Source organism: Alterotamlana spongicola (assembly GCF_035818475.1).
Lineage (GTDB): Bacteria > Bacteroidota > Bacteroidia > Flavobacteriales > Flavobacteriaceae > Cognatitamlana.
In genome coordinates this window covers 974,636-993,427 of the sequence record NZ_JAYMGV010000001.1, presented here as the reverse complement: position 1 = coordinate 993,427, position 18,792 = coordinate 974,636, and the positions used below count along the sequence as shown (strand labels likewise).

At 34.4% G+C, this 18,792-nt stretch carries 15 protein-coding genes; 6 read left to right on the top strand and 9 right to left on the bottom strand.

Going from position 1 to position 18,792, the window contains the following annotated elements; translation table 11 throughout:
- The first annotated feature begins 347 nt into the window (after positions 1 to 347).
- The 3 genes from rpiB to VOI54_RS04385 all read left to right on the top strand — a co-directional run bounded on the left by rpiB (position 348) and on the right by VOI54_RS04385 (position 2,264).
- Positions 348 to 782: a ribose 5-phosphate isomerase B gene (rpiB, locus tag VOI54_RS04395; RefSeq protein ID WP_326283135.1), complete on the top strand. Its 435-nt coding sequence runs from the start codon at positions 348 to 350 to the stop codon at positions 780 to 782.
- Positions 783 to 1,700 carry a cation diffusion facilitator family transporter gene (locus VOI54_RS04390; protein WP_326281503.1) on the top strand — a complete coding sequence of 306 codons (918 nt, stop codon included), beginning with the start codon at positions 783 to 785 and terminating at the stop codon, positions 1,698 to 1,700.
- 120 nt (positions 1,701 to 1,820) lie between these two features.
- The gene (locus VOI54_RS04385) at positions 1,821 to 2,264 is read left to right on the top strand and encodes a GNAT family N-acetyltransferase (protein WP_326281502.1); all 444 of its coding nucleotides are present in this window, start codon (positions 1,821 to 1,823) and stop codon (positions 2,262 to 2,264) included.
- Between the two features lie 22 nt (positions 2,265 to 2,286).
- On the opposite strand, the gene VOI54_RS04380 is transcribed toward VOI54_RS04385, so the two are convergent.
- The 7 genes from VOI54_RS04380 to VOI54_RS04350 all read right to left on the bottom strand — a co-directional run bounded on the left by VOI54_RS04380 (position 2,287) and on the right by VOI54_RS04350 (position 11,266).
- Positions 2,287 to 3,630, bottom strand: coding sequence for a T9SS type B sorting domain-containing protein (locus VOI54_RS04380; protein WP_326281501.1), 1,344 nt, complete (start codon positions 3,628 to 3,630; stop codon positions 2,287 to 2,289).
- An 8-nt stretch (positions 3,631 to 3,638) separates the two neighbouring features.
- Positions 3,639 to 4,499 carry an OmpA family protein gene (locus VOI54_RS04375; RefSeq protein ID WP_326281500.1) on the bottom strand — a complete coding sequence of 287 codons (861 nt, stop codon included), beginning with the start codon at positions 4,497 to 4,499 and terminating at the stop codon, positions 3,639 to 3,641.
- A gap of 143 nt (positions 4,500 to 4,642) precedes the next feature.
- A complete protein-coding gene (locus VOI54_RS04370; RefSeq protein WP_326281499.1) occupies positions 4,643 to 6,280 on the bottom strand; it encodes a S41 family peptidase in 1,638 nt (545 codons plus the stop codon).
- Positions 6,281 to 6,289: 9 nt separating this feature from the next.
- Positions 6,290 to 6,667 (bottom strand): ribonuclease P protein component, encoded by a 378-nt coding sequence (rnpA, locus tag VOI54_RS04365; protein WP_326281498.1) that lies wholly within the window; start codon positions 6,665 to 6,667, stop codon positions 6,290 to 6,292.
- A gap of 174 nt (positions 6,668 to 6,841) precedes the next feature.
- Positions 6,842 to 8,701: a M1 family metallopeptidase gene (locus VOI54_RS04360; protein WP_326281497.1), complete on the bottom strand. Its 1,860-nt coding sequence runs from the start codon at positions 8,699 to 8,701 to the stop codon at positions 6,842 to 6,844.
- A gap of 73 nt (positions 8,702 to 8,774) precedes the next feature.
- Positions 8,775 to 10,382 (bottom strand): S8 family peptidase, encoded by a 1,608-nt coding sequence (locus VOI54_RS04355; RefSeq protein ID WP_326281496.1) that lies wholly within the window; start codon positions 10,380 to 10,382, stop codon positions 8,775 to 8,777.
- A 23-nt stretch (positions 10,383 to 10,405) separates the two neighbouring features.
- A complete protein-coding gene (locus VOI54_RS04350; RefSeq protein WP_326281495.1) occupies positions 10,406 to 11,266 on the bottom strand; it encodes an MBL fold metallo-hydrolase in 861 nt (286 codons plus the stop codon).
- A 106-nt stretch (positions 11,267 to 11,372) separates the two neighbouring features.
- Between VOI54_RS04350 and VOI54_RS04345 the strand changes: the two genes are divergently transcribed.
- From VOI54_RS04345 to VOI54_RS04335, 3 genes are all read left to right on the top strand, one after another.
- A complete protein-coding gene (locus VOI54_RS04345; protein ID WP_326281494.1) occupies positions 11,373 to 11,777 on the top strand; it encodes a hypothetical protein in 405 nt (134 codons plus the stop codon).
- Positions 11,778 to 11,953: 176 nt separating this feature from the next.
- On the top strand, positions 11,954 to 14,299 hold the full coding sequence (locus VOI54_RS04340; protein ID WP_326281493.1) for a TonB-dependent receptor: 2,346 nt from the start codon (positions 11,954 to 11,956) through the stop codon (positions 14,297 to 14,299).
- A gap of 55 nt (positions 14,300 to 14,354) precedes the next feature.
- Positions 14,355 to 15,602, top strand: a complete 1,248-nt coding sequence (locus tag VOI54_RS04335; RefSeq protein ID WP_326281492.1) for a PepSY-associated TM helix domain-containing protein — start codon at positions 14,355 to 14,357, stop codon at positions 15,600 to 15,602.
- A gap of 43 nt (positions 15,603 to 15,645) precedes the next feature.
- Here the strand turns inward: VOI54_RS04335 and VOI54_RS04330 are convergent, their stop codons facing one another.
- Both VOI54_RS04330 and VOI54_RS04325 read right to left on the bottom strand, forming a co-directional pair.
- Complete coding sequence (locus VOI54_RS04330) at positions 15,646 to 17,871, bottom strand: SulP family inorganic anion transporter (RefSeq protein ID WP_326281491.1); 2,226 nt, start codon at positions 17,869 to 17,871, stop codon at positions 15,646 to 15,648.
- The gene (locus tag VOI54_RS04325; protein ID WP_326281490.1) at positions 17,868 to 18,716 is read right to left on the bottom strand and encodes a universal stress protein; all 849 of its coding nucleotides are present in this window, start codon (positions 18,714 to 18,716) and stop codon (positions 17,868 to 17,870) included. The genes VOI54_RS04330 and VOI54_RS04325 overlap by 4 nt, the downstream gene beginning before the upstream one ends.
- Positions 18,717 to 18,792: the final 76 nt, after the last annotated feature.

Below are 18,792 nucleotides of genomic sequence, written 5' to 3'. Positions count from 1 at the left end.
TGTTGTTGATAATCAATTAACATCTATTATAATGTTAATTGATTAAAATCTAAGACCTTAAAAAAAGCTATTAACAATTGTTTAAAACCTATACTAACAACTTATCCTTAATAATTAGTTTAGTTAACATAGCTAACAACTAAACTTTTTAGTGCTGATAACTTAACCAAAAAAAAACATTAACTAATTTGTGTATTACCTAAATGTTATCGATTGAAAAAATAGTTGGATTCTCCTAATTTTAATTTCAGAAAATAATGAACAGTTATTAACAAGTAATCAATAGCTTCATTCACAATGTTTATAATTACTACCTTTGTACAAGTTTAAAATTTATGAATAAAGCTATGACAATTTCTATAGGTAATGATCACGCCGGAACGGATTATAAATTTGCAATAAAAGAACTCCTTGAGTCTAAAGGGTATACCGTTAATAATTATGGTACTGATGCCAGTGATAGTGTAGATTATCCGGATTTTGTACATCCGGTAGCACAAGACGTAGAAAATAAAAAAGTAGATTTTGGTATTTTGATTTGTGGTAGTGCTAATGGTGTGGCAATGACGGCTAATAAGTATCAGCAAGTACGTGCCGGATTATGTTGGACCAAAGAAATTGTAGAGCTTATAAGACAACATAATAATGCCAACATATTGTGTATTCCTGCACGATATACAGCTATTCCACAGGCTTTACAAATGGTAGAAACATTTTTAAATACCGAATTTGAAGGTGGAAGGCATCAAAACCGTATTGATAAAATACCGTTATCTTGCTAAATGGGTCATCATCATGGGCATAAACATTCACATGATCATCCTGATTTAAAAGGCAGGAATCTTGTTATTTCAATCTTATTAAATATTCTTATTACAACCGCTCAGGTTATAGGCGGGTTAGTATCCGGGAGTTTAGCTTTACTAAGTGATGCACTTCATAATTTTAGTGATGTTATTTCACTAATAATCAGCTATGTTGCTAATAAATTAACCAAGAAAAAAGCCTCATTCCAAAAAACATTTGGTTACAAACGCGCCGAAATTTTAGCTGCATTTATTAATGCAGCAACCTTAATTGTAGTTGCAGTATTACTAATTATTGAGGCATTTAAACGGTTTGAAAACCCTGAAGAAATAGAATCTAATTTAGTGATTTGGCTATCTATAGTTGCTATTTTAGGTAATGGTTTTAGTGTACTTTTATTAAAGAAAGATGCTAAAGCTAATATGAATATGAAAAGTGCTTATATACACTTATTAACAGATATGATGGCAAGTGTTGCAGTGTTGGTTGGCGGACTTGTAATGAAGTATTTTCTAATGTATTGGGTTGATAGTGTACTTACTTTTGCTATAGCAGTATATTTAATTTGGATGGGATTTGATTTATTAAAAGATTCTACTAAAGTACTTATGCTTTTTACACCGGATACCATCCCTATTAAAAAAATAGTTGATGAAATTAACGCTTTTAAGCGTATTAAAAATGTACACCATGTTCATGTTTGGCAATTAAATGAAGATGAGATTCACTTGGAAGCCCATATAGATTTTAGTGAAGATATAACTTTATCTCAGTTTAATGATATTTTACATGAAATAGAAGACTTAGTATATCATAAATACGATATCAATCATGTTAATATTCAACCTGAATTTGGTAAAGATGATGCCAAAGATGTTATTGTACAGGATTAATATAAAAGACATGTCATTCCTAGGAAGAATGACACAGGAATCTGTTTTAATATTTATAAAAGATTTTTTTAAGTTTAATTAAAAGGTTGCTTCGACTTTAAGTCTCGCAATGAGATATTTATGTTAGAAATTAAAGTTAAATATTTTGAAGAGCTTACAACACAGGAGCTATATAGCATACTTCAGTTACGCAGTGAAGTTTTTGTAGTTGAACAAGATTGTGTTTATCAGGATATTGATGGTAAAGACCAAAAAGCGTTACATGTTTTAGGGTTTAAAAATAAAAAGGTAGTTGCTTACACCCGTATATTTCAAGCTGGTCTCTATTTTAATAAGTCTAGCATTGGTAGGGTAGTAGTTGCTAAAAAAGAACGGCAATATAAATATGGTTATGACATTATGAAAGCCTCTATTGAAGCTGTAAAAACACATTTTAATCAGACCGAAATAAAGATTTCTGCCCAGTGTTATTTAAAACAATTTTACATGAATTTAGGTTTTGAAGCCCTAGGTGAGGAGTATTTAGAAGATGGTATACCTCATATAACGATGATAAGAAAATGAGAGGTTTATAATAATGTATGTATTAGCGTTTTAAAGCAAAAAAACCTCTTAAAACTTCGCCGGTATTCAATACTATTTCATACCAGTAGCTATCACTAATTAATAGTTCTTTATTATAAGTACCATCCCAGCCAGAAGAATTAGGTGGTAAAAACTTTATAAGCTTTCCATATCTGTTATAAATTGTAATATTGTTAATTACATTGGCATTGTCCAGAACTTTCCATGTATCATTATACCCGTCATTATTAGGTGTGAAAAATTTAGGAATAAAATAATCGCTATCAGTGATAATCACATTAAAATTGGACTCATTGCTGTAACAATTAACCTCATTATAAACATAAATGATTTGTGAAGTGTTGATACTATCACCTGTTATTAACATAGTACCACTTCCATTAGGCTGTGTAAAGTAGTTTCCATGAATAAGAGGAGGTAAAATGTAACTCATCCCTATAAAATCATTTAACGAATCTACAGGAATAAAATCACCGCAAGCATCATCTGATTCTACATAGTTTGAAAAAGAATTTGGTAACCAACTATTGTGATTGTCATTAGAATTATCAACCACAACACAATTTAATTCTGAATTATTTGAAAAGTTTAATGAAGTTACATTGGTATTATTTCCGTTTTTGACATTTAACCTGCACAATTGGTTATTACTACAGTCTAAATTTGCCAGGCTGATGTTTTGTGTAAGATCCAGTTCCTCTATAAGATTATTGTTACAGAGTAACACTCTTAAATTATTATTATTAGACACATTTAAGGCGCTAAGCCTATTTTGTTCACAGGATAAATATGAGAGATTTGGGTTATTGCTTATATCTAAGTTTAAAAGCCTGTTGTCACCACATTGAAACCTGCTTAAAGCAATATTTTCAGAGACATCAAGATTTGGTATTTGATTATTTTCACAAGCCAGGTCAACCAGGTTTACATTGTTTAAAAGATTTAAAGTTGTAAGCTCATTATTTTCACAACGTAAAGCTGTTAAGGCTAAGTTTTGATCTACATTTAAAGAAGTTAATTGATTTCCATAACACCAAAAGATCTTTAAGTTTGAAAGTTGTGTTACATTAATGGTAGTTAACAGATTATCAGAACAATCCAGGTTTTCTAATGCTGCAAAATCTTCTATACCGGTAAGATCCTGAATGCTTTTACTCTTTATATCTAAGTCTGTTACACCTATTATATTACTTGTTGGTACCTGGTTATTTATTGGTGGATTATCCAGGCCCAGATCAATTAAGGCTTGTTCAAAATTAATGTCTGGAATAGAGGTATTTTGACTAAAGCTATTTAAACCTAATAAACAAAAACTAAATAAAAGAAACCCGGTTTTGTTATTCATAAGGTTTTCTATTTCACTTTGTCATCTACGTAGGTAATAACTATTTCAACACGCCTGTCAAATTTTGGATCGCCTCCAAGCGGAAATTTTCGTCGCATCCCTAAATGCCTCATTCGCTTTTTATTTACGCCTTTTTTTGCAAAATAATCATATACATATTTTGCTCTGGCTTCAGATAAATTACGCTTTTTTGTTTTTCTGTCTACGGCATCCCGGGTAAATTGCGTACAGCACACATGACCTTGTATAGTAAAGTAAATGTCTTTTCGTTCTGCTAATGCATTGGCTATATCAGCTAAGGTTTTTTTTGATGATGGCGTAACCGTAGCGTACCCCGTTTTAAACAGGATGTTTTTAAAGACTATTTTGTCTCCTTTAGTACTTTCTTTTATGAGATCTACGGCGCTTTTTTCTTTTTTTACAGGCGGTGTTTTAACTTTAACTACGGGCTCAGGTTCAGGGAGTTTAGGTTTTACTATAATTTCTACCTTTCGGTTTAATCCTCTAATTTTTAAAATGTTTTTTTCTTCAACAATTTTTAGAAGTATTTTGCCTTTGCCATCTACGTTTGAGATTAAACTCTCGCTAATTTCATTATTAGAAAAAATAGCTTTGATAGCATCTGCCCGTTGTTGTGAAAGTATCAGATTGTAACTATCCGCACCTCTATCATCACAAAAGCCAAAAATTGAAATAGATTCAATTTCAACATCAGCTAAATTAGAAATAAATAAAAGCAAACGATTTTCTTCAGTGCTTGGTACATCGTATTTATCAGTTTCAAAATAAACCTCATGTGTGAGTTCTTTTTGAGCAAAAAGAAATACACAGTTAAGCGTTAGTAATATTGATACCAATAATTTAATCATAGTAGGGATTGTAGAACTGGTTATAAATATAATATTTTTAATCTAAAATCATGCCAGAACCCTATGTATCTGGGGTTTTCATAGATGAATTGACTATGATATAACAGGTGAAAGCTTTTTTTTCGATGAAATGCAAATAACAATTATCTTAAGTACCCTTGATAGACAGAAGGGGTATTAAGTATGTTGGTCGCTTTTTTTATCTCAGAATCATGAATTTTATAATAGTCATATAAACCTTCTCTGTAAACATATCGTTTTACTATATCTTCTGTTAATAGTTTTAATAAAAAAGCTTTATTCTCATCTATTACAGTAGTTTTTGATCGGTTTAAATTCGAAATTAGAGTGTTATAGTCTTTTTCTATATTATCATTTAACTCTTCTTCTTTTGACGTTTCATATGCCTTTTTAAGTGCCTTTTCTGTATCTGTTTCAAAAGAAAAGTTGTTGGACTTTAAAAAGGTTTTAAAGTCTGAAAAATCGCTATCAGAAAGTTTTAAGCTATTAATATCATCAAAGGTATGTTTGTAATAGTATGCGGTAGCATAATCAAAAATCAAATCACTGCTAATAATTGCATTTGTAATGGTTGAGTTTTTTGAGGCACCAACAACTTCATCTGGAAATACACCACCACCGTCAAACACCTGTCTGCCATTTTTTGTTTTAAAAGCATTGTAATGCTCTTGTTTTACCCTTACAGCTTCACCTTTTTCGTTTCTGTTCCAGTAATCTAAAGATTGAATACATCTTCCGGAAGGTGTATAATATCTTGAAATGGTAATTTTTACCTGCGTTCCATAAGTAAGCAATTTAGGGCGTTGAACCAATCCTTTACCAAAGCTTCTGGACCCTACAATAACCGCACGATCTAAGTCCTGAAGAGCTCCTGAAACTATTTCACTTGCAGAAGCACTGTGGCCATCAATTAAAACAACTAATGGAATTTCGGTATCAATCGGTTCGTTTTGCGTAATATAAGTGCGGTTATATTTTTTTACCTTAGATTTTGTTGTAACTACCAATTGCCCCTGAGGAACAAAAAGGTTGACTATTTTAATAGCTTCATTAAGTAAACCACCAGGGTTGCCTCTTAAATCCAGGATGATTTTTTCGGCGCCCTGAGCCTTTAAATCCCGTAAGGCATAATTTGTTTCGGCAAGAGCTTTTCTGTTAAACTTGCTTAAGACTATATATCCTGTTTTTTCATTGATCAAAGAAAAATGAGGCACCGCTTTAATCTCAACTTCAGCTCTGTTTATTGTAGCTGTTTGTGTTTTTCCCTGACGGTTAAAAGTAATTTCAACAGAAGTGTTTGAAGCGCCTTTTAGCAAATCGCCGGCAGCATTGTCTTTATAGTCAGAAACTAAAGTATTTCCAACCTTAATAATCTCATCTCCGGCTTTTAGCCCCGCTTTATCAGCCGGATAGTCTTTATATGGTTCAATAACAACGAGCTTATCTTTTAAGGTTTTTATTTTAGCACCAATACCTGTATAATCACCAGTATTGTTTATTCTGGCAGCTTCAACATCCTGCTCATTCATAAAATTGGTGTAAGGGTCAAGGTCTGATAACATGCTTTTAATAGCGGTATCCATCAAGTCCCCAGGATTAGTTTCGTCCACATAATTCATATTAAGCTCCTTGAACAACGTGGTAAAAATTTCTATTTGTTTAGCAATTTCAAAAAAATCATTTTTAAACGCAGAAGTTGTTAAAAATAAAATACAAGCTAAAACAGGAATTATAAGTCGCTTTTTTAATAATGTTTTCATAGGATCTTTTTATGTTTCAGAAACTTTGCTTAGAAATTTTTTAAACAAAATGTTCATTTTGGTTTCAATTTGGGTAAATGTTGGCTTGTCTTTGCCAATGTACAAAATCATAAACGCATACTGCGTTTCTAAGTTGTTAAAATATACGGCTTTATTTAACCTGTAAGCTTCTCTCATTAAGCGTTTTATACGATTTCTGCTTACAGCTGTTTTAAAATTGCGTTTACTTACCGAAACACCGGTTTTAGCTATTAGGTTATCTTCAAAAGTGGTAGGCAGAAAAACCAATCTTAGCGGAAACGCAGAAACGGACTGTCCCTCAGTAAATAACTGATCAATGAGCTTTTTACTTTTAAGTTTTTCTTTTTTAGGGTAGGTTGCAGGCATAAGCGGTTATAATACTACAAAAATAGTAAAACAATTAACACTGATAATATCACACCTGGTTATAATAAAAAGTCAGGGTTAAACATCTCATTTCCTGTAGTTTTAACTTTTTATAGGACACAAAAAAAGCCTTTTTACATATGCAAAAAGGCTTTTTAAATTATTGAAAAAGTATCACTTCTTATTGTTGTCTTTATTGATATCTGCCATCATACCTTTAGGATCAATTTCTACTGATTTTACAGCTTTAGCGGCTTCAAAAGTGTATGTTGGATAGGCCCAGGCCCAATCTTTAATAATGGTAGCCGAGGTTGGTTTTTCGCCTCGCATCATTCGTAATGGAATATAATAATCTTCAGAACTTCCATCAGAATAGGTTACCTTAATATCAATAGGCATAGGCATTAAACCAATGCGCTCCAGAGTAATAGTGTTATCGTCAATGGATTTAACCCCATAATCAATGGTATTGGTTGTTCGGGTCCAATCATTCAAATACCAATCCAGTTCTAAACCGGATACTTTTTCAGCTACCCGTATAAAATCATTGGGTGTTGGGTGTTTAAAGCCCCACTTTTTAAAATAGGCTTTTATGGTCTCTTTTTGGTTTTCCTGACCAATAACATAGGCTAATTGGTTTAAGAAAACATAACCTTTATAATAAGCTGATATAGATGACGAACGATTAAAATGAAAGCGGTCTGCATGCGTGGTTTGTGGTTGCTCTGTTCCTGATTTTGCATAGTAAAAGTAAGTATCGTAAACCTGTTTGGTTGGATTCTCAAATGGCCTGTTAAATATTTCGGATTCAGCTAAATTCCCAAAATACTCCGTAAAACCTTCGTCCATCCAATAATTGGTTAATTCGTTTGTTGCCAATAAAAACTGAAACCAGGAATGTGCCATCTCATGAGCTGTGACACCAAAAAGCCCGTTAAATTCACCTTCGCCAACAATTAGGGTGCACATACCGTATTCCATACCACCATCACCACCTTGAATAATGGAGTATTGCTTATAAGGGTATTGGCCAATATTGGCACTATAAAATTCCATTAATTCCTGAGCCTTAGGTTGCAGTTTTTTCCAGTTATTCAGCTTTTCTTTTGGCATGGTACTTTTATATAAAAAGTGTAATAAAGGGCCGTTAGGTACCTGCAATGTATCATGAATATAGTCCGGATCTGCAGCCCAGGTAAAGTCATGAACATTAGGAGCTATAAAATGCCAGGTTACTTTGGACTTGTTTGTAGGTTTAACGGGACCTGTTTCATAGCCATGACCAATATTGTTAGGGTTTTGCAAATAGCCGGTACCTCCAACTACATAATTTTTATCAATGGTTAATTTAACGTCAAAATCTCCCCAAACCCCATGGAACTCTCTTCCTATATAAGGATCTGTATGCCAGCCTTCAAAATCATATTCGGCTAATTTAGGATACCATTGTGCCATAGATAGCGCCACGCCTTCTTTGTTGTTTCTTCCGGAACGTCTAATTTGTACCGGAACCTGGGCATCAAAAACCATATCAAAAGTAACCGATTCTCCGGGTTGTATAGGTTTTGCCAAATCTACTTCTAAAACCGTACCTACCGTTTCATGTTTTAAAACCGTTCCATTTTGTTTTAATGAATGTACTTTAATGTATCCTATTTCATCAGGCTTAAGCTTACTTATTCTGTCTTTCACCCTTGAATCGGGGTCTGAAATAGTACGGGAACGTACATCCATTTCACTTCCGGGTTGGAAGGCATTAAAGTATAAATGATAAAAGACACGGTTTAAAACATCAGGAGAGTTATTTGTATATATCAATTGCTGTTTTCCTTTGTATTGATAGGTATTAACGTCCATATCAATATCCATTTTATAGTCAACATGTTGTTGCCAATAGGTAGGGTTTGAAGCGGAAAATGTTGAGGCTTTTAACGGACTTGCTTCACTAGATGAAGTTGAAACCAAAACATCTTTAGTACTATTACAGGACAATAATAGGGCGACACAAAAAAATGAAATAAAAAAACGGGCCATAGAAATTTAAATTAAAAAAGAGGTTATTTGATTAAGGTAATAATCAAGCAACCTCTTTACTTTTATTATAATATTATTTTGACATTTTAGCTGCCATAATCAATGCATTATAGGCATTTACCTTTTTTGAAGATTTTGATAGATCAGCAAAAGGCCTGACATCTTCTGAATCCCCTCCAACAATAACTTTTCTGTTAACAGCTAAACCAGAATCCATGATAATTTGTTTAACCTGAGCTGCCGTTAATTTTGGGTAATATGAACGGATTAATGCCGCAATACCAGCCACAGCAGGAGCTGCCATAGAGGTTCCTCCTTTAGTGTCATATTCGTTTTCCGGTGTGGTAGAATACACACTGGCTCCCGGTGCAAAAACATCTACGTTTTTCTTGCCGTAGTTAGAAAAACCGGCTACCATATTAGATCCGTATTTAGGAGCCAGAGCACCTACTCTTATGTACGTGTTGGAAATTTCCTGACCGTTTATATTATCATCCGGAAAGTTTGGTTCTGTATCAACATCTTTACTGTCATTACCTGCAGCGTGCACAAAAACAACATCTTTTTCTGAGGCGTAAGTAATGGCATCGCGTACCCAATCACTATGAGGGGAATAACTCTTACCAAAACTTCCGTTTATAATAGAAGCACCATTATCTACAGCATATCGAATGGCTAGTGCTACATCTTTGTCATATTCATCACCATTTGGCACAGCTCTTATGCTCATAATTTCAACATTATTAGCTACACCATTAGCGCCTTTTCCGTTGTTACGTACAGCAGCAATTATTCCGGCTACGTGTGTACCATGGCTTTCACTCTTTTTAACAGGCTTTACATTACCATCACCATAATATTTTGTGGACATATTGTCTGGGTCATCACCATTTACACGTCCATTAAACGTTTTGTTTAGGTTATAGTTTAAGCGGTCGTTAATGCTTTCCAGAGCATCTTCAATTTCTTTTTTAGCATCTGCTAATGACTCCAGGTCGTTGCTATACATGTATTTTGCAATTTGCACGGCCTGGCCTAAAGCCTGGTCTTCAGTTTTAATTGCATTAACCTCTTTTTCGGTATAGTCTTTTTTACCAAAATGCTTAGCTAGTGTTTCGTCAGCATTTTTAACTTGCTGAAAAATTTGATCATATTGTGTTTTTCTTCCTACCCATTTTTCATATTCTTTATCATATTCAGCTTTAGCTCTGGCATAATCAGGACTACTGGTATCTCCGCTAGCAATAATTCTTACCATTTCCAGCTGCTCATCATAGCCTTCACCTAAAAAGTTCCATCCATGAACATCATCAACATAACCGTTTTTGTCATCATCTTTTCCATTGTTGGGAATTTCACCTTTGTTAGTCCAGATAATAGCATTTAAATCTTCATGATCTATATCAATACCAGAATCTATAACCGCAACAATTACTTTTTTCCCTTTTTTCTTTTTAATAAGCTCAGTATATGCTTTATCAACACTCATTCCGGGAATAGTATCTTTTATTAGATCCAGATGGCCCCAATTGTGTTTTTCGGCCTCTGTAAGCTCAGAAACTTTTAATGGTGTATTATCAATATTTTCAACGGGAGTTGATATAATATTTGCTGTTCCTCCGCAGCCGGAAACTAAAACAGCTAATAAAGCTGATGTGGTTATTGTTTTAAATGTTTTCATATGTTACTTAAATTTGTCGTTTTTTAATTAAATATATCTTGAGTAGTGTAAGTATTTTTTAGTCGAACTCCTTTTTCTGTGTTTTGTACTGTGATAATTTCATGGTGTGCATCATGTTCCAAGAACAAATAGAAATTATTTTCAGCAGCCATATTAAGAAATTTTTCCTTTTCATTAAGAGTTAGCAGCGGCCTGGTATCATACCCCATAACATAAGGCAATGGTAAATGACCAACTGTTGGTAATAAATCAGCCATAAATGCTATGGTTTTATCTTTATATTGAATCAAAGGAATCATTTGTTTATCTGTGTGGCCATCAGCAAAAAAAATGCTAAAACCTAATTCAGAATTTTTGAGGATATCATTTTCAGGAAGTGCTGTAAATTTTAACTGCCCGCTTTCTTGCATAGGCATTATATTTTCTTTTAAAAATGACGCTTTTTCACGCCGGTTAGGTTGGGTAGCCCAAATCCAATGATCTTTATTGGTCCAAAAATGAGCGTTTTTAAAAGCAGGTTCAAAACCGGTTTTATCCTTATTCCACTGGATACTACCTCCACAATGATCAAAATGTAAATGCGTTAAAAAAACATCGGTAATATCATCTCTGTGAAAACCATAAGCCTTTAATGAGGTATCCAGATTATAATCACCCCAAAGGTGGTAATATCCAAAAAACTTTTCAGATTGTTTGTTACCCATACCGTTATCAATTAGTATAAGCTTATTTCCACGCTCAATAAGTAAACATCGTGTAGAAATATCAATCATGTTATTATTATCTGCCGGGTTAGTTCGCTGCCATAAGGATTTTGGAACTACACCAAACATAGCACCTCCATCAAGCTTTAAATTACCGGCATGTATTGGGTATAAATTCATAGAGGCGTAAAATTAAGAAATCTATTGATAATCGATAAAAATGTTATGAATATATTAAGAAGAAATGTGTAAAAACTCATTTTGTTTAAAAATTTTTAGTTTAGTTTTGCCGCTGCTAGTTAATACACCACAACTGAAAACTTTTTTTTCATACATTTTATTTTTCTCATTAGCTCTAAGGCCTTTGTATAATGTGGGCTATGTAGCTTATTTTGAATTAAATATTGACTATATCATTGAAACCTACTGTAAGAATAAAGAAAAACCAGAGATTCAGTGTAATGGAAAATGTCATTTAGCAACACAATTGGCTTCCAATCTTCCTGATAATTCTACGGATTCCTCATATTTTGGAGCGTTTTTTGAAGCTTTTATGCCGGTCTATTTTCAGTATTATAAACTCTCTTCTGTTGTATTTGATCCGTCAAAAACAATTAAGAATAATTGGAACTACAAACACATCTCTACTACTGTTTTTAAAGACAGCTTGGATCGGCCACCTCAAGTTTAATGTTGCTTATAATTTTAAACAGGCTTGTTTGTGTTCTTTCCAAACCTTGCCTGTATTACTATTACATTAAATTTTATTAGAAAATCTTGGTGTATTTCAAGCAAATAACCTCAATAAACAGGTATGTATTGTTTGATCTCATAAAGGGTATTTCTAAGTACAACTAACATACATAAATGAAAAAACTATTAATGCTTACTATGAGTATAGTAAGTCTGTGCGGATATGCGCAAAATATTTATAAAGGAAAAGTTGTTGATCAAAACAATCAACCTTTAGCAGGAGCAACAATTCAATCTAAAACAGATGCCAATAATGCTACAGTTTCCGGGTTTGATGGAAACTTTAGCATAACACTTACAAACAATCAAACGGTTATAGTAAAGTATATTGGTTTTACTACTGTAGAACAATTGCTTACTAACTCAAACCATATGATTGTATTATCTGAAAATGATGAGGTTTTGGAAGAGGTTGTTATTTCAGCAAGTAGAGAACTGCAAACAAGAAAAGAAGTACCGGCATCAATTTCTGTAATTACTTCAGAAGAAATAAAGGCGGTAAAAGCCTTTGGAATTGATCAGCTGGTTAATGATGTTCCCGGAGTGAATATGTCAACATCAAGAGCTGCCAGTAACGAGCAACATTTTATGTCTGTACGTTCTCCAATATCAACCAAATCGTTGTTTTTGTATGTTGAAAACGGTTTGCCCATACGTCCAACAGCAGTATTTAATCACAATGCCCTTTTAGAAATGAATGATGTGGCTTTTAATAGGGTGGAAGTTTTAAAGGGCCCCGCATCCAGTATTTATGGTAGTGAAGCTATAGGCGGAAGCTTTAACTTTTTAACTAAAAACCCAACTCGGGATTTTTCGGGCCACATGGGATTTCAAATCAATGATCTGGGGTTAACGCGCTATCAGCTTGAAGTATCTCAATATGCTAATGAAAAAACAGGGTTTTATTTAGGAACACATTATGTACAGCGTAAAGACGGTCCTATTGAGCATAGCGATTATGAAAAATTTGCACTTACGTTTAAAAACGTAAATCATTTATCATCATCATTAAACTGGACAAATGTTTTTGATATTATTGATTACAGGTCAGATATGGCCGGATCATTAAGTGAATCTGATTATTCAGGTGGACACTATGAAAGCGATCAAACGTTTACAGAACGGGATGCTTTTGCGTTTAGATTCAGAACAACAGTTGACAAAAGCTGGAATAGTAAACACAAAACGGTATTCAACATTATTTTCAGAAAGAATGCTATGGATCAAAACCCATCATATCGTGTAAGACAGTTTAGAGACAGAACCACCAGAGCGCTTACAGGTTTTGGTAGTGGTGAGATTAACAGTAATGCATTTACCAGTTATGTGGGATTGATTCAACATAAAATGGATTTTGATTTTGCTAACTCGTCATTAATAATTGGAGCTTCAGCCGATTTTTCCCCACAGCGCTATTTAGCGGAAACCATTGATGTTACTGTTGATACTGAAACCGGACAAAATACAGGGTTTATCATTAATTCCGGCGATTTTATTTTAAATTATAAGGCATATATTCTAAACTATGCCGGTTATTTTCAGTACGAGATCAACCCTGTAGAAGCTTTAAAACTTACGGCTGCATTGCGTTATGATGGTTTTGAGTATGATTATAACAATGTGGTTAATGGGGTAGCTGGTCCCAAAGATTCAAAAAACAACTATAACAATATATCCCCTAAGGTAGGAGTCAATTATAATTTTAGTCCTAATACCGGGGTATATGCTAATTATTCTAACGGATTTACACCTCCTCAAACATCAACCTTATACAGAAATAGTTTTGTTGGTGTAGGTGATGATGTATTTGATTTAAAACCCAGCTCATATAACAATTATGAATTAGGAACCTATTTAAATATAAATAACGGATTAAGGGTTGATGCCGCACTGTATTTGCTGGATGGAAAAAACACGTTGATCACCTTAAGAGATGAAAATGACGAATTTTTTAATGCCAATGCCGGAAAAACAAGATCTTATGGTATAGAGTATGGTATAAAATACTCTCCAACGGATGAATTCACCATTAGCCATAACGGAAGCTATGCAAGGCACAAATACATAAGGTTTTTTGACAGGGGAGAGGACTACTCTAATACCGACAGAGAAACAGCACCCAAACTTTTAGGAACATCAAAAATCACGTATAGACCGCATGGTATTAAAAATTTAGCATGCAACATTACCCATGAACTGGTGGGTAAATACAATACCAGTTTTGAAGGCCAGGTAGAGCATGATGACGGTACATTTGGAACAGCAACTTATGGCGGACATAATATATTCAACGCCTTGGTATCATATGAATTTAAGCATGTTGAAGTTTGGCTTCATGCCTTGAACCTTTTTAATGAGCTCTATTCAGCAAGAGCTAGTTACAACAGGTTTAGAGACGAGAATAGTTATACCATAGGAAATCCAAGAGCCTTTCATTTTGGAGTAAAGTATCATTTTTAATACAAAGCCCCTTTAGGAAACCATCATTTAAGGAGCACATAAAAGAGACATAAAGATGAAAAATAAAAAATTAAATCAATGGCTTTGGAAATGGCATTTCATTGCAGGCCTTATTTCCTTGCCGTTTGTACTATTATTGGCTATTACGGGAGGTATTTATTTGTTTAAAGACAGCTATGAAGCGCCAAAACAAACCCATATAAAAACTGTAAAGGCCACAGGAGAAGCCATATCATATCAGGGTCAGTGGGAGTTGGCTAAATCGGCATTAAAAAAAGCACCCAATGCTATTATAGTCCCTACTGAAACGGATCAGGCAACAGAATTTGTTTCGGGTAGGTTCAGCCACAAGAACAGTGTGTTTATAAACCCTTATTCCGCTGAGGTATCCGGGTATATCAGTCCGAAAGACTCCGGAATGCATACCGTTAGAAAACTGCATGGTGAATTACTAATGGGCAAATTTGGAACCAAACTCATAGAACTCATTGCCAGCTGGATGTTTATTTTGATCATTACCGGGGTTTATGTGTTTTGGCCAGATAAAAAACAAGGCATAAAAGCTTTTTTTACCATTAGGTTTAAGCAGGGAAAACGGATCCTTTTTAGAGACTTACATACAGTTTTTGGGTTTTGGATCTCCGTGTTATTGCTTATGACCTTAGCCGGAGGGATGCCATGGACCGATGTTTTTGGAGGGAATTTTAAAACACTTCAGAAGTATACCAATACGGGCTTTCCTAAAACCTGGGAAGGGCGTGGGTTAAATTCAGATGTGACAGGAACTCCTTTGCCTTTAGATGCTATAGTTGCTTTAGCAAAGACTAAAAATCTGGAAGGAAAATTGAGTATTGGTTTGCCCCAAAACCCCAAAAGCGTTTATATTATTTATAATGAAACCTTTGATCTGGATCAGCAAAAACGATTTTATATAGATCAGTATTCCGGGAAACAAATTTTTCAGCATCACTGGGAAGATGTGGGTATTTTAATGCGGGGGCGTATGTGGTTTATGGCGTTTCACCAGGGGCAATTTGGAACCTGGAATTTTGTTTTAATGTTGGGTGTTGCCGTTCTATTAGTTTTTGTGGCCATAATAGGTTTGGTATCTTATTTAAAACGAAAAGAAGCCGGAACATGGGGAACACCAAAAGTACCGGCTAAGTTTAAAGCAGGCTATGGTATTATTGCTATCATTATTTTATTAGGTATTATTTTTCCTTTGTTTGGATTTAGTGCCATACTTATTACGTTGGTAGAGCTTTTAAGAGGCAGAAAAAAAACGAAACAGCAATTGGCTTAGCATATTAACCTACAGGGTTATAGCTTTATAAGCTTGTAGGTTTTTAATAAAATTTTCTTACTGATTCATTCTGGGACTCAATAACTAGTTTTAAACGTTTACCAAAATCAAACAGCGCTTTAATTTCTTTAATGCTGGCCAAACGTTCTTTTTCAAAAATTAAAATGGCATCACCGCTGGATTCTACATGATAATACGGATTGCTTTCAAAGAAATGAGTAACCTCATCGTTAAAAAGCTGTGCAATTCCGGCTTTATTATCTCCCACTAAATGGAAGCGTTTAGAAAAATCATCATGGTTTTCAATATCAATATCTTTAACTCCAGCAAAAGCAGAAACCCTTTCTAAAAAGCCTTCACGATCCAGAGTAAACTCCGGGATGTTGTGCTTTAATTGAAGGTAAAGCATAGTAGAGCGAATATCTTCTTTAGCAATAAATTCACCCTCAGAAAAGCCTATATCAAATAATTTTATAGCGCTGTCTTCATGAGACAGTTCATTGTAAATATGATCAATATGTTTAGTGTTGAAAAATGAGAAATTGTTTAAAAACGAGACGTCTTTTTGTTTTTTAGGGCTGTAATGTAATTGATAATCTTTGGCTAAGACTTCCATACTGGTTTGTCGCCTGGTTAAACTGTTCTTTATAATCTTAGGCACCGGTAATAAGCGCCTTGAAGCAAAGGGGTGTTTTGAATCTGTGTCATGCATATCCAGGCCTACCACATCAAAATGCCCGCCTCGTTTAGCAAATAACTCCTGGTAATTGCTAATGTTTTCCATAACGGTATCATCAACAAATTCACACATTGAAAAATCTACAATAACATCCTGATCTTCCGGTATGGCATCCAAATGTTGTTTTAGCCTGAAATAGTTTAAAAAACTACAAAAGTGCTTTACACTCACATAAAAGTTATCTTTTTGTTCAGTTTCCTTAAACATTAAAACATTAGGTTTCAATACATTTCTCACAAACAGCCCAACACTTTTATTAATAATAATATGAATAACCAAAGTTGCTAAAACACCGGCCAGAATCCCTGAGATCAATCCTATTTGTAGAGTCACAATGAGCGTTACAAAAAAGATGATAAGCTGCTCTTTGCCTATGGAAAATATTTTGGTGATTATTTTTGGAGAGGCAAGCTTATACCCCGTATACACTAATATAGCCATTAAAGCCGGAAGCGGAATACGAGTGAGTTGCGTGCTAAAAAATACAATGAAAATGACTAAGAACAGTGCATGAAAAAAATTAGAAGATCTGTTACTGGCACCGTTATTTACATTCACTGAACTCCTGGCAATAACCGTAACTACGTTTAAACCACCTAAGAGTCCGCTACCCATAGTAGCCACACCAAGGGCTTTAAGGTCTCTGTTAACATTAGAGCGTCTTTTTTCAGGATCTAACTTATCAACGGCTTTAATACTTAAGAGTGATTCTATACTGGAAATTAAGGTTAGTGCCAAAACACTGCCCCAAAACGAAAAACTCCAAATACCACTAAAATTTGGTATGGGTAAATCGGCAATAATATCCCCAATCTCAGGAATCCCGGAGATCATATATTCTTTGGCTATAGGATTTGGTTCGTGTAGCCCAATTTCAAAATAATAGCTAAATCCAATAGATAAAATAACAATCCACATAGGAGCCGGAATAAGCTGCAAATACTTATTCCTGATCTTGGAATAGATCAGCATTATAATCAAGCTTATAATCCCTGCAGCAGCAGCATAGATCAAACTTTTATTACCATAATGAAGGGCATCATTAATGGTAAAGGGGATCTCTATAAGATAGTCTATAGTGTCTTCCCTTTTAATTTTATGAGCCAACATGATATGAAACTGCTTGCCAAGGATAATCAATCCAATAGCGGCAAGCATACCTTGTATGGCTGAAGACGGAAAAAAATCGGCAATAGTTCCCATTCTCAAAAAACCTAATACCATGAGCAAAGCACCTGAAAATATAATGGCTATATAAGCATTTTCCAATCCTAAGCTGGAAATGGCAATAAGTAATACGCCTACCAAACCATTACCGGGCCCTGCAATAGTAACATGGCTACCACCTAAAAACGAAACTACAATACCTCCAACTATGGCGGCAATAACTCCAGCAATAGGAGGGGCGTCACTGGCCATAGCCAGTCCTAAACCTAAAGGCAAGGCTATAAGGCTGACCACAAAACCTGAAAACACATTTTTAGGCAGTGCTTTAAAAAAGGCTTTTATGTTATTTTTTTTTGGACTCATTGAAGTATTAGGACATCGGTTGGTAATTCAGTTAAAATATGTTCAATATCATGAGGAAACAATCTGTCCCAAAAGGTCATTTTTGCAGGGGCATTCATTACCAGTAAATCGGCACGTGAAATTTGTGCATAATGGCCAATAGAATAGCCCTGTTTTCCAAAAATAGGCTGTAGCTTAATGGTTTTTGACTCGGTATAGGCTTCCGGGATATGGTTGATTATTTCTTTGATCCTGGAGTTTTCCCTGAGTTTGATACGCTCCTTCATAATAGTGGCCCGTCTCAGGGATTTATCATCATCAACTTTTACAGAGATCTGATCTTGTTTAATCTCTTCAACAATAGTGACCTTTTTAGAATTTAACTGCTTAGCCACATAAAAGGCTGAGGTAATGGTCTGTTCGGTTTTGGGATCTTTTAAGCCATTTACCACAATATGTTCACAAGGCACCCGTTTTACCGAAGGTTTAATTAACAGCAGCACAGAGCATTTTGCCTGTCGCGTAATTTTTCTGGCAATTGATCCCACATAATATTTTACAAAACGTTCACGTTGTACGGCACCCAAAATAAGTAAATCTATGTGCTTTTCTTCGGTAGTGGATAAAATAACGTTTACGGGATCACCGGTTTTAAAAACCACTTCATATTCAAGCTGATCTTTTTCAAAGGTTTTTAAAATGGCACTTAGCTTTTCTGTTTTATCGTCTGAAGCTTCGCCCACATGAATTAAAAACAACTTAGCTCCAAAAAAAACGGATAACCTGGCAGCTTCAAACAAGTTTGCTTTCAGGTTAGGCGAGAAGGCTACTCCAATTCCTATACTTTTAAAAGGCTTTAATGACACTTATAGTTGTTGTTTTTTTAGTTAGAGTTGAAAGATAGTATTTTTTAAAAACTTAAAATCATCTGTTTTATTTAAA

Excerpts from the sequence above, each read along its gene's own strand:
- VOI54_RS04390 (WP_326281503.1), top strand. The coding sequence starts at position 783 with ATGGGTCATCATCATGGGCATAAACATTCACATGATCATCCTGATTTA.
- VOI54_RS04330 (WP_326281491.1), bottom strand. The coding sequence starts at position 17,871 with ATGAGTCCAAAAAAAAATAACATAAAAGCCTTTTTTAAAGCACTGCCT.
- VOI54_RS04340 (WP_326281493.1), top strand. The coding sequence starts at position 11,954 with ATGAAAAAACTATTAATGCTTACTATGAGTATAGTAAGTCTGTGCGGA.
- VOI54_RS04360 (WP_326281497.1), bottom strand. The coding sequence starts at position 8,701 with ATGGCCCGTTTTTTTATTTCATTTTTTTGTGTCGCCCTATTATTGTCC.
- rpiB (WP_326283135.1), top strand. The coding sequence starts at position 348 with ATGACAATTTCTATAGGTAATGATCACGCCGGAACGGATTATAAATTT.
- VOI54_RS04355 (WP_326281496.1), bottom strand. The coding sequence starts at position 10,382 with ATGAAAACATTTAAAACAATAACCACATCAGCTTTATTAGCTGTTTTA.
- VOI54_RS04375 (WP_326281500.1), bottom strand. The coding sequence starts at position 4,499 with ATGATTAAATTATTGGTATCAATATTACTAACGCTTAACTGTGTATTT.
- rnpA (WP_326281498.1), bottom strand. The coding sequence starts at position 6,667 with ATGCCTGCAACCTACCCTAAAAAAGAAAAACTTAAAAGTAAAAAGCTC.
- VOI54_RS04380 (WP_326281501.1), bottom strand. The coding sequence starts at position 3,630 with ATGAATAACAAAACCGGGTTTCTTTTATTTAGTTTTTGTTTATTAGGT.
- VOI54_RS04335 (WP_326281492.1), top strand. The coding sequence starts at position 14,355 with ATGAAAAATAAAAAATTAAATCAATGGCTTTGGAAATGGCATTTCATT.
- VOI54_RS04385 (WP_326281502.1), top strand. The coding sequence starts at position 1,821 with ATGTTAGAAATTAAAGTTAAATATTTTGAAGAGCTTACAACACAGGAG.
- VOI54_RS04370 (WP_326281499.1), bottom strand. The coding sequence starts at position 6,280 with ATGAAAACATTATTAAAAAAGCGACTTATAATTCCTGTTTTAGCTTGT.
- VOI54_RS04350 (WP_326281495.1), bottom strand. The coding sequence starts at position 11,266 with ATGAATTTATACCCAATACATGCCGGTAATTTAAAGCTTGATGGAGGT.